We start from the raw sequence: 15,966 nt of genomic DNA on the forward strand, positions 1-15,966 counted from the left end.
CCGATTATGCTATATTCCCGGCGGGCGTGGTTCAGTGATTCGTTATAGGATGATCCAGGCAACCGCGGATATTCTGATGTATAGACATGCATTACTCCATTCAGTATACAATGATTTCGGGGTTATGAGAAGAATAATGAACGGTCTAATTTCGCAATCTAGCGACTTCAACTGTAGCGCATTGTTTGGTGCGGCACCCTGTAGATAAGTGGCGGTTAGTCTCGATGCCTGTTGCAAGGAAGGGGATACGTAGCCTCGCGGAGCAAGGCGTCGAAAAGACAAAATGTGACCGTTCTGTGATGATATCTGATGTATAATGAAGGATGGCGCGTAGTGGACGGAACACTATGCCAGCAAACAATTCACTAGGAGAAGTAAATGAAGCTCGTTCACGCTAGTATTCAACGGTACCGCAGTATCGGCGAACCAACAGAGTTTGATGTGGAACCTGATGTAACAGCACTTGTCGGTAAGAATGAGTCCGGCAAAACCGCAGTGTTGCAGTCTCTCTATAAGAGTAATCCGGTGGATCGCGCTAAGTTTGATCCTGACCTTGACTTTCCAACCCATAGAACTAGAGAGATCGCAAAGGGGGCGACAGTTAAGGTTACTGATTTAACCTATGAACTCGACGGTGATGATATCGCTGCTATCGAAGCATCCCTTTGTCCTGGGGTTCTCGACGATAAACGTGTTGTTGTCGCGGCTGGATTTCGGTTCAATAGAACAAATTGGTCAATATCTGTAAATAGAGAGAAAGTACTGAATTCTCTTCGCGATAGTCTCGACCTGCCCGCAGCAGATAAAACGAAGGTGGAAGGCGCCTCGACTATCGACGGTTTGGTCGAGATTCTTCAACGTCTTGAATCGGACACACCGACCGCCACCGCTACGTTGGAGAAAATCAAAGCCTGGCGTGACAGCGATCCTGTTCTTGCTGCGATTGACATCTTGAGCAAACGTCGTCCGAAGTTTGTCTACTTTGGTGACTATGATGTCATGCCTGGTAAAGTCTCTATCCCGAGATTGATCTCTCACCGCGATAGTGGTGCGCTTGAGCGTGGCGAAGAGGCTCTTTTGGCACTTCTGTCAATGGCCGAGGTGGAACTTGAAGACTTCAGCTCTCCGGATAGTCACGAACATCTGATTCGACAGATGGAGAATGCATGGAACACTATCAGTGACGAAGTCTTTGATTACTGGAGCCAGAATAAAGAACTTCAGGTGAGATTGCAAGTTATCGCAACAGCTGAGGCAGGGGCGGAAGCTCCACTTGACCAAGCACCGCTTCTGCAAGTTCGTGTGGAGAACCGACGTCACCGCGTCACCGTCCCGTTCGACGAGCGCTCCCGTGGGTTCGTCTGGTTCTTCTCGTTCCTGGCGTACTTTTCGAAGTTAGAAGAGGAGTCGACGCAGCCACTTATTCTTCTGCTTGACGAGCCTGGTCTGAGTCTTCATGCGACAGCACAGCACGATCTTCTTCGATTTATAAATGAACGTCTTGCGGCGCGCCATCAAGTAATTTTTACCACGCACTCACCGTTCATGATTGATCCACATAATTTCGGTTGTGTGAGAACAGTGATTGATGCTCCTGAAACAGGCACCACTGTGTCGTCTGATATCCTTAAGACAGATGCTGAGTCGGCGTTCCCATTGCATGCAGCCCTTGGGGTTGAGCTGACGCAAACGCTTTTTGTTGGGCCAAACGTTCTATTGGTCGAAGGTCCGTCAGATGTTATCTATCTACAGTACCTTTCTGAGCAACTTATCAAGGCTGGAAAGACTGGACTTGATGATCGGTGGGTTCTCGTTCCTGGTGGCGGTATTTCGAAGCTTGCTGCGTTCCTGACGCTCTTTGGAGCAAATCAGATGAAGGTATGCGTCCTTGCAGATTCATCAGCGCAGAACAATAAGACCATCGGAAGATTGAAAGCGAGCGGCAAGCTGTACGATGCTGGAATCGTCCAGATCGGTAATGCCTCCGGGACCGAGGAGGCTGATATCGAAGATCTTTTGCCTGCGCAGCTGTATGTTGATTTGGTTAATGAAGCCTATCGTGGTGAACTCGCTGGCACGTCTCTCACACTTGACGAACTGCCTGATGGGCCAAGGATCGTTAAGCGAGTTGAGGATGCTTTCGTTTCCCGCAGTCTCAACAATGGTCGTTTCAATCACTACTCGCCTGCTGGTGCGCTACTGAGGATGAAAGAAACCACCGAAATGTCAGAGGAGCAGTTATCGGCGTCAGAGGTTCTGATTCAGCAAATTAATGCGCTCTTGGATTAGGGGTATAAGAGAGCGACACAGAGGCCTCTATTTCACGTTGCCTAGAGGCGATGGGCAACCTATAGAAACTCGTTGGTTGTCGTTCGTCGGGATCGGCGCAGTGCTGTAGGAGTGCTGCGCCGATCCTTCTCCTACACCTCCAACCCGCTCACCAGCCCACCGGCGTCGGTGTCTTGGGCGTGGGCGATGCGGAGGATGCTGTGGAGGCTGAGGTTGCGTTGGCCGCGTTCGACCTGGCCGATGTACGACCAGTGCAGGGTGGTGCGCTCGGCCAGCTTCTCCTGCGATAGGGGCTCTTCATAATTGGGGGTGTAGTTGGGGTCTGAATCCTCCGGTTTCGAGGAGTGCTCGGGTGATGTAGTGGGTGAGGTTACGGAACCCGAGGGCGGAGCCGCGTAGGTGTTCGAGGCGTCCGTTGATGGCTTCGGTGGGGCCATTGCTGGTGTGGGGGTGGTCGAAGTAGGCCAGGATGTCCCCGGCTCGGAGTTTGAGCGTTCTTCCCAGTGTGACGATCTCCGTGAGGGAGCTAGGCACGCCCGCGTCGCTAAGACAGGCTATTTCGGCTTGCATCAGGGCCTTACCGCGGATTTTGTTGGGATCACGGTAGGCGCCAGGTGATGTTCTGGTGGGCGCTCCAGGTGACTTCGAGGGCGACGTGGTAATCGCTGGCGAACAGGTCGAGGATCTGGTGTTGTTGGCGTGGCGTGAGCAGGCATGAGCGGGTGTGTAACATTCTGCGGGCCTTGTAGAGGGGGTCGGTGGCACGCCCGCGCCGGTGGTGGAGTTCTTGCTGGATGCGCCTGCGGCACTCATCGAGAGCATCACCGGCAAGGTGCACGACGTGGAAGGGGTCCATGACTGCCCTTGCGTCGGGGAGTTCTTCGGCGGCTGCGCTTTTGAACCCGGTGAATCCATCCATCGCGACGATCTCGATGCGGCTGCGCCACGTGTTGGGGCGGGAGGCCAGCCAGGTTTTGAAGACCCGCTTGGATCGGCCCGGGACCATGTCCAGGAGCCGAGAGGGGTCGCTGCGTTCTCGGATGGGTGTCAAATCCAAGATGACGGTGACGTACCTGTCCCCATAGGGGGTGTGGCGCCACACGTGTTCATCCACGCCAATGACACGCACGCCTTCACACCGTGCTGGATCATTGATCAGCAGACGCGCCCCTTCAGCCAGAACAGCGGTGTTGGCGGCTCTTCCAGGACACGCCGAGGGCCTGGGCGATGCGCGTCACCGTCACATGATGAACGACCAGCCCAGTGAGCGCCCAGCGCACCGCTGCGCGCGAGAGCTTGGCGCGTGGATCGGCCGCTTGGCTCATGTCTTGGCGCCACACGTGAGCACACGTCTCGCACCGGTAGCGGCGCACGCTCACGTGCAAGATCGTGGGACGCCACCCGCAGGGCTCGTGCGCCAAGCGCCTGACCACCGTGTCACGAGAAATGCCCTGGCATCCGCAGCGTCGACACCACCGATCCTCACCAGCAATCCGGCACGCCAACACTGCATGGTCTGGCCACATGCGCTGGCCCGTCACCTCCAACCCCAGGTCATCCAGGCGCGTGAACGCGCTCAGATCAGGGCGATCAAAGATAGTATTGGCCACGTCGAGGTCTTTCAGATGGACGGTGTAGGAATCTCCATCATCGAAAGACCTCGACCCCTACCCGGCCACGACACACCCAACCCCGCCCACAACACCTACACCCTCAAATGCGAAGAGCCGCCAATCTCCTGCTTCCCGAAGTTTTTCTGCGGAATATCAACGTCTAAAGAAATCACTTCAAAAGCCGCGGAAGAGAATTACGTGCGAAGTTAAAGAAGATACACGGAATCGAGCACCAGCCGTTCGTCATTTATAGATGGAATGGACGCAGATGTGCATGCCCCCTCCTACCCTACCTACGTGGAAGGAAGGAGGTGACAAATGAACATTCGAGAAGTACGCCGACATGGCGACGGGTGGGGTGTTTTCGATCCGAACGCATCCAGAGCATCCGCGGTTGAACCTACGCAGGCAGCTGCTCAACAGCGCGCACGCGACATTCTGGCTAATCAGGGTGGCGGCGAGATGCGGACGCGAGGAGAGAACGGGAAGATCCGCGCCCAGGACACCATCAAGCCTGGGAACGATCCCCGTCGAAGCAGGGGCTAGTTACCACTGAGGGGGCGGGTCTAACACCCGCCCCCTCAGTTCGTTATTCGGCTTTCTTCTCGGGGAAGGACAGCAGGCGATCCCTGTAGTGCTCGTACTGGGCGCGGCGGGCCGCAATCTCGGCGGGGAGACCCGACGAGATATCGTTGACGAGGGCGTCGAAGCGGTCGAGTAAATCGGCAATAGTAATTTGCGTCTCGATCGGAGGAACACAAATCTGTTGTTGCAGAATTCTATTGTTATACAGACGCTTGATAGTCCCTCCATCAGTAGTCCATCTTGTATTCAGATAGACATAGTATAGATAGCGATTTAGAACAATCGATTCGTCATGTTCGAGCCAGACAATATTTGAGTCCTGAAAATATGCATCAGCTCCATCAAACCGAACTATCTGTCCAATGGTGCCAGCAGCTGAAATCAGAAGGTCACCTTTCTTGGGATAAGGATATTTATCTTTGTATTTCCCATACAGTTCAGCAGAAATGAAGGATGTTGGCGTTCCACCAAATGTGGATATCTTAAAGAAAGGAATATCGCCCTGAATGCTTGTCTCAGCCTTATGTATTCGTTTACACATTCGAACAACACCGACATCTTGCAACTCAATCACATTGACCGGACCTCGAGCAGCAAGTGATTCATACGAGAGCAAGTGGGTGCGGTAGTGCGCATACTGGGTCCGCCTTGCTTCCAGCTCCGCTTCCAGCTCCGCTTCCAGCGTCGTGAACTGATCCAGTATTCTCACAATCTCCCGCTGCACTTCCAGCGGAGGAACCGGACACCTCAGTTTCGCCACATCCTTTGGATAGACATGCGGAACGCCGCCGCCACTCTTCAGCGCATGAATCGCCTCCTGCCTACCACTCAACCAGTGATAGACGAATCGCGGTTGCAGAACGCTACGGTCAACCACGATAGAAAATGCATCGGAAACAAAAATAGGCTCATCCCAAAACGACACAAAACCAGCGTAGGCACCCGAACCCGCAATAACGATTGTCTCCCCCTGCCGATTCGAACGATCGATATAGTACGCAGGCTCGCGACCACCCGCGATAACGGGGACTTGCCCCTCCACGACCTCCTTGCGTGTCACCGCCTCCCCGCGTTTGAGTTCTGCGACATCTCCAAGGGCTCGATACTCCACCCCGTCCGGGCACAGCTCCGCAATCAGGTCAGCGAGGCGGCTCATCGGTCGGCCTCCAGTTCTGCGACGATCGCGTCGATGGAGGCACGCAGCTCACGCTGACGCTCCACGATGCCGGCGATCCGAGTGTTCAGCTCAACGATGTCCACCTGCTCGCGCGTGTCCTCAGGCTCGACGTAGGAGGACACCGACAGGTTCCAGTCATTGTCCTTAATGTCGTCGATCGACACCAAGGCAGCCACATGGTCGACGGCCTGACGCTCGGACACAAGAGAGAGGATCCGCTGCTGATTCTCCGCCGTCAGGCGATTCTTGTTCCCTTCACGCACGCACTCGGCGGACGCATCCACGAAGAGGACGCTATGGTCGGGGCGCGCCTTCTTGAGCACGATGATGCAGGTCGCGATCGTGGTCCCAAAGAACAGGTCCGGCGGCAGCTGAATCACCGCGTGCACGAAGTTGTTTTCGACCAGGTAGCGGCGAATCTTCCCCTCGGCACCGCCGCGATACAGGACACCCGGGAACTCGACGATCGCGGCCGTCCCATCCTCAGCCAGCCAGTGCAGCATGTGCATGGTGAAGGCCAGGTCAGCCTTAGATTTGGGGGCCAGAACGCCCGCCGGCGCGAAGCGCGGATCATTAATAAGAGCGATGTCGTCCTTGCCCACCCACTTCGTCGAATACGGAGGGTTCGAGACGATCGCGTCGAACGGCTGATCGTCCCAGTGGGCAGGTTCCGTCAGGGTGTCCCCCAGCGCGATGTCGAAGTTCGAGAAGTTGACGTCGTGCAGGAACATGTTGATGCGGCACAGGTTGTACGTCGTCAGGTTGATCTCCTGGCCGAAATACTGGCGACTGCTCGACGGCCCGAGAAGCTTCGCGAACTTCAGGAGCAGAGACCCCGAGCCCGCGCAGGGATCGTACACGCGCGCGACGTCGGAGCGCCCATCCAGGGCGAGGGTCGCGAGGACTTCGGCGACCTCCTGCGGCGTGTAGAACTCGCCGCCCGACTTGCCCGCACTCGAGGCGTACATGGTCATCAGGTACTCGTAGGCGTCGCCGAAGGCGTCGATCTGCGCAGCACCGTGCTCCAGGGGCAGATCGCCGATGGCGTCCATGATCTTGACGAGCTTCGCGTTGCGCTGAGCGACCGTGTTCCCGAGCTTCGTGGAGTTCACGTCCACGTCGTCGAAGAGGCCGCGAAGATCCGACTCGGAGCCGCTGCCCCGCGCCGAGTTTTCGATGAAGCGGAAGGCGTAGGAGAGGGTCTCGTTCAGATTCTCATCACCGGCAGCCTGAGCGCGCACGTTCCCAAACAAGTCAGAGGGACGAATAAAGAAGCCTTTTTCCTTGACGATGCCGTCACGTGCCGCTTCCGCATCCTCGTTGCTGAGGGTCGCATAATCGAAGGCCGCGGCCTCTTCGGGGGTTCCACCTTCGGCGATAATTGCCTCACGCTCAGTGGCGTTCACGTAGTCCGTCAGATTCTCCGAGATGAAGCGATAGAACAGGAATCCGAGGACGTAGCTCTTGAAGTCCCACCCGTCCACACTGCCGCGCAGGTCGTTGGCAATACGCCAGATCGTCTTATGCAGCTCCGCTCGCTCAATCACTGCCGCCACGATGTCCTCATTTCCGGCGTAGAGCGCATCAGCTGCGCCCCCACTTGGTCTTTTCATCTCTGCTAGCCCGCTATAAACCCAAGGTGCCGGCCGCACAAATTAGCTTACGGCACGACCCCACATCTGCAGACCATCGCGCTCCGAGAGGCGTCGATGTCCGCCTCCCGCCCCGGCCTCGTCACTATGAACGAGGACGCGGCCGAGTCGAGCGGTCAGATCACCACTGCGGATTCAACGCATGGCGTTCAGCTCAGGACCTTCATGGCCTCGTCACGCGCCTCGGGGGTGGAGAGGCGGTCGAGCGCACCCGGCGTTGTCTGGTAGTAGGTGAGCAGGCTTCTCACGCGCGACGGACGGATGCGCAGAGTCGTGAACACGACGAGACATTCGATATTCTGTCCGGCACCAATCAACAGGCTCCTACCACTGTTGCGCTGCCCGATCACCCTGGGCTGGTCGCTCCACGGGATCGAATAGTGGATGCCGCCCTTGCCCCACATATCCACACGCTGCTGGCTCACGACGATGCATTCACGGCTCTGAGATCCGATAATCTTGGCAACCAGGTAGAGCGCGACCACTGCGGCTGACAGCACGTTACCACCCGCGATGCTCCTGATATCAGCGTCTACGCTGAAGAGAGACACGTAGAAGAAACACACTCCCGCGGCACTGGCAAGTAGCGCTGTGAGGACACGAAGATACATCACGGTGGAACCGGGACGCACGAGAATCGTTCCGTCGGGCGTGGACACGACACTGACAAACCAGGGTGACCGGCCTCCCTCTGCCGCTCCCAGCAGCAGGCAGACGACGCCACCGGTGATCGAAGCCGACGCGTAGAACCATTCGCCGCCCTCGATACCGATCCACGTGAACAAGGCGGCGCACGCCAGCCCAATGCTCCAGATGAGCCAGCGGCCCAGCGATCTCCCGTCCTTGTCTGTGACCGCGTAGAAGGTGCCGTAGCTCGACCTCGCCATCTGCAAACCAGGTTGCGCCACGGGAGCCGGTGCGGGCGCCCAAGGCTGGCTCATCGGAGCACCACTCCCCTGATTCCATGCGCTATTCGGCCCGGGCACCGGCTGGGCAGCACCAGCCTGCTCGGCGGGCACAGTCCCGGGAGCGGCGTTCTCGTCGCCTGTGGGCGGCGCAAACTTGTTCATACGTCTCCGATCCTCCTCGCGTGGTGCCCCGAAGGCACTCATGCATCCAGCCTATCGCGCACGCACTCCTCGACCGCAATCGGCCAGTCCTGCGCGCACGGTTCGGCCCCGACCTCGTTCAGGAATCAACGAGGCCGGGGCCGAGCCTGACGCTCAGGGGCCGTCAGGAGCGAGCGACCTCCACGGCGGTGGTCTGCGCGAGGTTGGACAGAGCGGTCACGAACTGCGCGATCAGCTTGCGGTTGCGGCTGTCCTGCATGAGGTTGGGCAGACCTTTGGTCGTGCAGGTGACTTCAACGATGGTGCTGCCCACGGAGGGAATAAAACCGGCGACGATGTTCTCGCCCCAGGACATCATGCCCATCGGGGTATCGAAGGTGACAACCTGACGGTTGGGGTCGGCGAGCGTCACAGTCGCCTTCGGAACGGACTGCGCGGCCGGGGTGGCGAGCTGGAACAGCTGCTCGAACGGCACCTCGAACTGGAATGCCTGCGTCGTGGAACGCATACCCATGGGAGTGTCTCCTTAAAATCTCAGTGTGCGCAGTCGGCGCGCACAGGTCACGCGTCGACCGGCGAAGAAGGGGCCACGCGCACCGACACCGTCGCCTCGATGTGACGCTGCGTATGCGCGACTTCTTCCAGATGGTTCAGCCTAGCAGCACACGCCCAAATCTCATATTCCGTCACCAGAAATGACCGCGACCTTCGTTGAGAAAGCAAACGCCGTGCCGATAGACGCAGACGAGCGGCGAAACATCATCCGTCTCGCCGCCCGCCTCACGAATTAGCTGGGCCCGCGCGTTCAGGAACGCGGCTCGAAGGGGCTCACCGACACCGAAGGCATCTCCTGGCACACGCGCACGGTCAGCTGCAGGCTCGTCGCGCCGGTGCCCGCCTCGGGCATGATGTCGACCAGCTCCGAATCAGCGGGGTTACACCCCTCAACTCCGTCCGTCGATTCTGCTGTCAGTGTCACGCCCACGCGGCCACCCTGAGCGATCGTGTAGACGTTGCCGGGGTCCTCACCATCGCGCACGGCGGTGGAGATGACGGAGCCGCCGCCGGAGAAGATGATCTGCGGGAAGCCGTCAATCCAGCACGATGGCCCCTCGTTCGTGAAGCCGATTTCCACGTAGGTGGTGCCGCCCGCTTCCTGCTGAGAATCGATGGAGGGCTGCAGGTTCGTCAGGTCGCAGCGCTGGTCGTTGTCGGCGACATTGACGTCGGGGGCCTGGTTTCCCTCGTCGGGCACGCCGCTCTGAGGGCCAGCGCCGCTCTGGGAGGGCATGTCGTTCTGAGAGGCGGAAGCGCTCGGGGAAGCGGACGAGGCCGTCGACCCCGACTGGGGCTGCGCGCCCTGCGGGGAGCAGGCGGCAATGCCCAGGCCCAGGATGGACAGGGAGGTCACGGCAAGAATGCGTCGCGTGTTGATCATGGCCCCATCCTATGAAGTGCCACGCCGCTCACGCACCGCCACGCCGGGCAGAGCCCAGGGGAGACAAGGGGCGCACCGGGTGTTAACTGCCCACCCGGCCCCGGCCTCGTCCCCTCTATCGAGTGACAGGCTCGATCTCCACGGGGGCCACGTCCATCTCAGCCAGCGGCACCACCCGATCCTTGCGCGCGACGTGGTAGCCCCACCAGACCACGCCGAACAGCGGCAGGCCGATGTAGGAAGAGGCAACCTCCCAGACCTGGCCGTGAAGCACAGCTTCATAGTTCTGTCCCGCCATGACCACCAAGCACATGACGAAAGCGATGATCGGGCCCGCCGGGAAGAACGGCGATCGATATGGCAGGTCCTCGAGGCGATACCCCTGCAGCAGGTAGGCGCGGCGGAAACGAATATGACTGACCGCGATACCCAGCCACATGATGATGCCGGAAATACCGACGATGTTCACCAGCCAGATGTACGCGTCGTTGAAGACCAGCTGTGTAAGGAAGCCAAGCGCCGCAGTCACCGTCGTCACCGCCATCGCGTAGGCGGGCACGCCGCCCTTGGTGACGCGGGCGAAGATCGCGGGCGCCTGGCGCTTGAGGGCCATTGAGTGCAGCATGCGCGAGGCCGCGTACAGGCCCGAGTTGCCCGCGGACAGGATTGAGGTCAGGATGACCGCGTTCATGACGGCGGCCGCCGCGCCGATGCCCATGCGCGCGAACACGAGCGTAAAGGGCGACTGTGCGATGTTGTTTGCCGAGTCATCGGCCGCGCTCAGCAGACTCGGGTCCGTGTACGGTAGCAGCGTACCGATGACCGCGATCGCACCGATGTAGAAGAACATGATGCGCCAGAAAACCGTGCGAATCGAGCGCGGCACATCCCTGCGAGGATTCTCAGACTCACCCGCTGCCACACCCACCAGCTCGGTGCCCTGGAAGGAAAAGCCCGCGATCATAAAGACTGCAATAACGCCCACGAAGCCGTTGTGGAAGGGCGCGTCCCCGATCGTCCAATTCGACAGGCCCGGAGAGTTTTCGCCCATCACGCCGGCGATCATGAAGACGCCCGACAGGACGAAGACGATAACAATGACGACCTTGATGGCCGCCAGCCAGAACTCGGCCTCACCGTAGACTCTCGCCGAGAGCGCATTGAGCCCGACGACGATCACGAGGAAGCCCACCGCCCATAGCCACGACGGCACGGACGGGAACCAATAGGCCATGACGAGGCCCGATGCCACGAGGTCCGCGGCCACCGTCACCGCCCAGTTGAACCAGTAGTTCCACCCCATCGCGAAGCCGAAGGACGGGGAGATGAACTTCGTGGCGAAGGTCTGGAAGGAGCCCGCGACCGGCTGGTGCGCGCTCATCTCACCCAGGGACTGCATGAGGAGCAGCACCATCAGGCCAATCGCCGCGTAGGCAAGAAGGGCACCGCCGGGACCGGCGTTCGCGACTGTCGCACCGGAGGCCAGGAACAGGCCCGTGCCGATCGCGCCACCGATGGCGATCATCTGCATGTGACGCGACGCCAGGCCGCGCTTGAGCGCGGTGTTGGAGCGCTCCTGCACATCGTTGGCGATGTCGTCGGGAGTGGGGGTAGCCATGAGTCGGTTCCTCATCTGTCGATCGTCGAGTCCCATATTAGTCCCACAAACGCTTGTGTCGACATTGGTAGATTCTTTTCTCATTCTTTAACGAGGCCGGGGCTCTCCTTCCGTTTATGTCACCCCGTTGCCCACCACGGCCTCGCCCGCACCAAACGAGCCACACACCCGCCGGGCAGTTACACTAAACCCACCCACGCCACCGCAGGAGGTTCCTATGACGCAATCCCTCATGAGCATCGGTTGGATGCTCCTCGCCCTCGTCCTCTCTGCATCCATCGGCCTCGAACGACAGATCCGAGGCAAGAGCGCGGGCATACGAACGCAGGCCATCGTCGGCCTCACCGCCTGCCTCATGATGCTTATCTCCAAGTACGGATTCTCCGACATCCTGGTCGACGGCATCACCCGATATGACCCCTCTCGCGTCGCCTCGCAGATCGTCTCCGGCATCGGCTTCCTCGGCGCGGGCATCATCCTCACCCGTCACGGCGCGATTCGAGGCCTCACGACCGCGGCCACCATCTGGGAAACCGCGGCGATCGGCATGGCGTGTGGCGCGGGCCTGTGGTGGCTTGCCGCGGCCGGCACGGTTTTGCATTTCATCGTCATCGCGCTCCTGACGCCCCTCGTTCAGTTCATCCTCATGCGCACCCATGGCCACAACGTGACGCTCACTATCCATTACACGCCGGGGCACGGCGTCCTCTCCACACTCCTCAGCCAGGTATCAGCCCTCGGCTGGACCGTCTCTGCAGTGTCGACCCACACGGATTCAAGTGACCGCGCGACCACCGCGCGATTCACCGCATCGACGCGCCAGGACCTCTCACGCTCCCTGCTGGTGACCACCCTGGCCGACCTCGATGGCGTCGCAGGCGTCGACTTCAGCGAAGACGACGACGAATAGCGCTCACCGCATAGACGAGGGGCCCGCGGATCACCGCGGGCCCCTCGTTCATGCCATCAGGCTCTCAGCGCATCACGCCTGAGGACCGAAAGGATTGTAGGGCTTGTCGCCCAGCTGGGGCTGCTGGCCCTGCTGCTGGCCAAACTGAGGCTGCCCGGCCTGGGGAGCCTGGGGGGCCTGGAAGCCGCCCTGCTGCTGGCCGTACTGAGGCTGACCGGCCCGCGGGGCCTGGAAGCCGCCCTGCTGCTGGCCGTACTGAGGCTGACCGGCCTGCGGGGCCTGGAAGCCGCCCTGCTGCTGGCCGTACTGAGGCTGACCGGCCTGCGGGGCCTGGAAACCACCCTGCTGCTGACCGAACTGGCCCTGCTGCTGGCCCATCTGCACGCCAGCGAACGCGCCACCGAAGGCATTCGGGTTGTTGATCGGAGCAACCGCACCGGTCTTCAGTTCCATGAGCAGGAGGCCGCCCGCAGCGCCGAGCGCGATAGAGAACAAAGCCAGCAAGAACGCACCGAAGCCCGCGTCGACGTACTGATTAGAAAGCGCGACAATGAACTGAATAATGCCAAGCAACGCCACCACAAGCGCGCCGATGCCCGCCGACAGGAACGCCCACTTCTGGTTCGTGAACCAATAGGCGACGCCCAGGCCGACAACAGCAATTAGCAGGATGAGGTGGAATGCCGAGTAGCCGCCCTTCACCTCGAACATCGACGCGGTCATACCATAGCCACTGAAGTAAGGCAGGAACATCGAGATGAGGATCAGCACTGCCGCCGCGGCAATACCGATGAGCGAGTAGGTCGCGCGAACGGAACGGCCGCTCACCTTGCCCGTTTCGGCCACAACGGCCGTCTGGAACTGGTTGAACGCCGAGTTCGCGGCAGCACCGAACTGCTGGGCGGCAGCACCGAACTGCTGGCCCGTCGACTGGCCGGCCGGAGCATAACCCGGCTGACCGTACTGCTGCTGGCGGGGCTGACCGGGCTGGCCGAAGGGGGCCTGCTGGCCCTGCTGCGGCTGCGCGCCGAACTGGGGCTGACCCTGCTGACCCTGCTGGGGAGCAGTACCGTACTGGGGTTGGCCGGGCTGGCCAAAGGGGGCCTGCTGGCCCTGCTGCGGCTGCGCGCCGAACTGGGGCTGACCCTGCTGACCCTGCTGGGGAGCAGTACCGTACTGGGGTTGGCCGGGCTGGCCAAAGGGGGCCTGCTGGCCCTGCTGCGGCTGCGCGCCGAACTGCGGCTGTCCCTGCGCCTGCACGCCCACCTCGGGCTGACTCTGCGGCTGAGCGTCTGTCTGCGGCGGGTTACTGAAGGGAGACTGCGCGACCTGCTCCTCGGTCGACTGGGCGGGAGCGGCCTCGTCGACAGCGGGAGCCTCGGACTGCGCGGCGCCCTCGAGGATTGCCTGCTCGAGGTTATCGTCGGTGGCCTCGCTCACGGGAGCCTCGGGCTCGACGTGAGCGACCTCGGGCTCTGCGGGAGTCTCAACGTGCGCCTCTTCGACCGCGGGCTGATCGACGGGAACCTCGGTCAGGGCGGCCTCGGCCTCGGGCTGTGCTTCCTCGTGGCCACCGGCGAAAGGCTCGGCCTGCTCGCTGGTTTCCTCCGCGGGAGCCTCGGGCTCGGCGACCGCAGGCTCCTCGGCAGCCGGAGGCTCCTCGGCAGCCGGAGGCTGCGCGGGAACGACGCCCTGGTCCGCCAGCCACTGCCCGAGGGCAGGGTACAGCGACGGGTGCGTTGCGACGTAGGGACGCAGGTCCGGGCGAGCGGCAGTGATATCCGCGAGATCCTGGGCCGAAAGCGCCGGATTGCTCAAGTCGGCAGCGGTGAGCTGCGACGGATCGATAGTGCTCATCTGTATTCCTCTCGCACCCGTAGGTGCAGTTCCTGATGGCGAACAGCCAATACTATCGCGCCGAGGGTTGTATACGTCAAGACGTTCACACCATGAAACACGGGCGTGAAACAAAAGACCCGGCCCCTCACGGGACCGGGTCTGTGGTGGTAGCGGGGACAGGATTTGAACCTGCGACCTCCGGGTTATGAGCCCGGCGAGCTACCGAACTGCTCCACCCCGCGTCGGCTCTAGATACTCTAGCGCATCGACCGGGAGGGCACAAACTGTGCGCGGTGATTTACGTCCCAGCGGTCAGTATCTGTCAGCGGGAACGACTCGCTTCCGGTCGGGGATCGCCAGAAGGATCGCAGCCACGATACACGTCAACGACAGAACCCACGTTGCTACCGACCGCAGGCTATCCATCCCACTGTAATACGGCTGATGCATCGGCAGATACGGGGTGTACCAGGGCATCCTGAAGGCCACGGCCACCCACGGCTGCATGATCAGGTACGTCACCAGAACGACACCAGCAACGATGTAACGAAGCGGGTTCACACGCCTAGCAAGGTAGATGATAAGGAAGGCAATGAGCACGCCATTCACCACCATCCAGAACCAGAATGACGTCCCTTGAGCACGCGATGCGTACAGCGCCGAGAGCTCATTGCTCCAGGGAAAAAACATATCGACGAGGAGCACCAGCTTCGCGAACAGGAGGATGCACGCGGCAACCACCCCACGCCGGGTAGCCACGGCTTTACTCTCCGGCACCACTCGCACGTAGGTCGGGGCATTCACGTAGCCCGTCGGCATCTGCGCAGCCCGCTGCTCATCACTGTTTACGGGACTGGAACATGGGTATCGGGGGCCGCCATCATTCTCCTTCCGTCGGCGAGAAGCGGCGCATTGATCCGATCCTAGCCGCTCACGCGACCGCGTCCACACGGCTCAGAGCAGTTACTGGGGCGCGGCGAACACTGACACGTTCGTCGCCTGAACGGACGAGTCCTTGGGCGCCGCCTCGGACGAAGCACCCTCGGGCGTCACCGCCGGCGAGGTGACGTGGCCGGCCGGGGCCGCTCCTGCGGCAGGGACGGGAGCGCTCATCGCGTAGGGCGAGGGCGCCGGCTTGAAGTCAGGGATCGCGAGCAGGATCGCGGCGATGACACAGACCCAATCGAGCACCCGCATCAGGAGCAAGCGCGCACCCAAGAGTCCGAGCTCATAAATACCGGGCTCAGGCACGAACGCGTAGTACCAGACAGAATCATTAGTAACCAACACGATCGGCGTAACAACAAAGAACAAGACCAAAATGACGCATGCGGCAACATAGCGCGCAATGGCAGCACCCTTACGGATATAGAGCACCGCAAGCACGATGACAACGATTTCCATCAGACGCCACAACCAGAACAACGGGTTCGAGAACCGGCTAACGTAATCATCGAGATGATCAAACCGATAGGGAATGAATCCGTGCACCAGGGAGATACTCTGGCAGACGATGAGCGTCCACGCCGCAATGCGTCCGCGCATGGATCGCGACGAGCGCGCCGAACTCACTGCGCCGGTGTGCAGGGGCGCCGCGCCAAAAGGATGTGCGGCCGGCGCCACCATCACGGGAGCACCCGTCGGAGCCGGCAGCGACGAAGCTTCCGCCGGCTCCTGGCTCGGCTGAGGCACGCCCGAGGGCGTAGCGAAGGGATTATTGGGCAGAGTCATCGTCTTCCTTCCACGATGTCGATGGGTCCCAGGACAGACGTCCT

12 protein-coding genes, 1 tRNA gene and 2 pseudogenes are annotated in these 15,966 nt (G+C 60.5%); 3 read left to right on the top strand and 12 right to left on the bottom strand.

The window, feature by feature from the left end; genetic code table 11:
- Positions 1-378: 378 nt before the first annotated feature.
- Positions 379-2,289, top strand: coding sequence for an AAA family ATPase (locus ACTODO_RS00155; RefSeq protein WP_034511709.1), 1,911 nt, complete (start codon positions 379-381; stop codon positions 2,287-2,289).
- A gap of 131 nt (positions 2,290-2,420) precedes the next feature.
- On the opposite strand, the pseudogene ACTODO_RS00160 reads toward ACTODO_RS00155, so the two are convergent.
- Positions 2,421-2,567 (bottom strand): annotated as a pseudogene (locus tag ACTODO_RS00160) (helix-turn-helix domain-containing protein); the annotation flags it as partial.
- Positions 2,568-2,586: 19 nt separating this feature from the next.
- Positions 2,587-3,899: pseudogene (locus ACTODO_RS00165) on the bottom strand (ISL3 family transposase).
- 321 nt (positions 3,900-4,220) lie between these two features.
- Here ACTODO_RS00165 and ACTODO_RS10365 point away from each other — a divergent pair.
- The gene (locus tag ACTODO_RS10365; RefSeq protein ID WP_003789971.1) at positions 4,221-4,448 is read left to right on the top strand and encodes a DUF2188 domain-containing protein; all 228 of its coding nucleotides are present in this window, start codon (positions 4,221-4,223) and stop codon (positions 4,446-4,448) included.
- Positions 4,449-4,491: 43 nt separating this feature from the next.
- Here the strand turns inward: ACTODO_RS10365 and ACTODO_RS00170 are convergent, their stop codons facing one another.
- From ACTODO_RS00170 to ACTODO_RS00195, 6 genes are all read right to left on the bottom strand, one after another.
- Positions 4,492-5,643, bottom strand: coding sequence for a restriction endonuclease subunit S (locus ACTODO_RS00170; RefSeq protein WP_003789972.1), 1,152 nt, complete (start codon positions 5,641-5,643; stop codon positions 4,492-4,494).
- Complete coding sequence (locus ACTODO_RS00175; RefSeq protein ID WP_034511711.1) at positions 5,640-7,220, bottom strand: type I restriction-modification system subunit M; 1,581 nt, start codon at positions 7,218-7,220, stop codon at positions 5,640-5,642. Before ACTODO_RS00175 ends, ACTODO_RS00170 begins: the two co-directional genes overlap by 4 nt.
- A gap of 245 nt (positions 7,221-7,465) precedes the next feature.
- On the bottom strand, positions 7,466-8,386 hold the full coding sequence (locus ACTODO_RS00180) for a hypothetical protein (RefSeq protein ID WP_244262485.1): 921 nt from the start codon (positions 8,384-8,386) through the stop codon (positions 7,466-7,468).
- A gap of 163 nt (positions 8,387-8,549) precedes the next feature.
- On the bottom strand, positions 8,550-8,900 hold the full coding sequence (locus ACTODO_RS00185; RefSeq protein WP_003789978.1) for a hypothetical protein: 351 nt from the start codon (positions 8,898-8,900) through the stop codon (positions 8,550-8,552).
- Between the two features lie 291 nt (positions 8,901-9,191).
- Positions 9,192-9,824: a DUF4232 domain-containing protein gene (locus ACTODO_RS00190; protein WP_003789982.1), complete on the bottom strand. Its 633-nt coding sequence runs from the start codon at positions 9,822-9,824 to the stop codon at positions 9,192-9,194.
- Positions 9,825-9,939: 115 nt separating this feature from the next.
- Positions 9,940-11,442, bottom strand: a complete 1,503-nt coding sequence (locus ACTODO_RS00195; RefSeq protein ID WP_034511713.1) for an amino acid permease — start codon at positions 11,440-11,442, stop codon at positions 9,940-9,942.
- Positions 11,443-11,659: 217 nt separating this feature from the next.
- Between ACTODO_RS00195 and ACTODO_RS00200 the strand changes: the two genes are divergently transcribed.
- Entirely contained in the window at positions 11,660-12,352 is a 693-nt protein-coding gene (locus ACTODO_RS00200) for an MgtC/SapB family protein (protein ID WP_003789987.1), read from the top strand.
- 72 nt (positions 12,353-12,424) lie between these two features.
- On the opposite strand, the gene ACTODO_RS00205 is transcribed toward ACTODO_RS00200, so the two are convergent.
- The 4 genes from ACTODO_RS00205 to ACTODO_RS00220 all read right to left on the bottom strand — a co-directional run bounded on the left by ACTODO_RS00205 (position 12,425) and on the right by ACTODO_RS00220 (position 15,922).
- Positions 12,425-14,209 (bottom strand): variant leucine-rich repeat-containing protein, encoded by a 1,785-nt coding sequence (locus tag ACTODO_RS00205; protein WP_003789989.1) that lies wholly within the window; start codon positions 14,207-14,209, stop codon positions 12,425-12,427.
- Positions 14,210-14,356: 147 nt separating this feature from the next.
- Positions 14,357-14,433: transfer RNA gene (locus ACTODO_RS00210), tRNA-Met, on the bottom strand.
- Between the two features lie 70 nt (positions 14,434-14,503).
- On the bottom strand, positions 14,504-14,950 hold the full coding sequence (locus tag ACTODO_RS00215) for a hypothetical protein (RefSeq protein WP_131332735.1): 447 nt from the start codon (positions 14,948-14,950) through the stop codon (positions 14,504-14,506).
- A gap of 204 nt (positions 14,951-15,154) precedes the next feature.
- Positions 15,155-15,922: a hypothetical protein gene (locus ACTODO_RS00220; protein ID WP_244262486.1), complete on the bottom strand. Its 768-nt coding sequence runs from the start codon at positions 15,920-15,922 to the stop codon at positions 15,155-15,157.
- Positions 15,923-15,966: the final 44 nt, after the last annotated feature.

It is taken from the genome of Schaalia dentiphila ATCC 17982, from assembly GCF_000154225.1.
Lineage (GTDB): Bacteria > Actinomycetota > Actinomycetes > Actinomycetales > Actinomycetaceae > Pauljensenia > Pauljensenia dentiphila.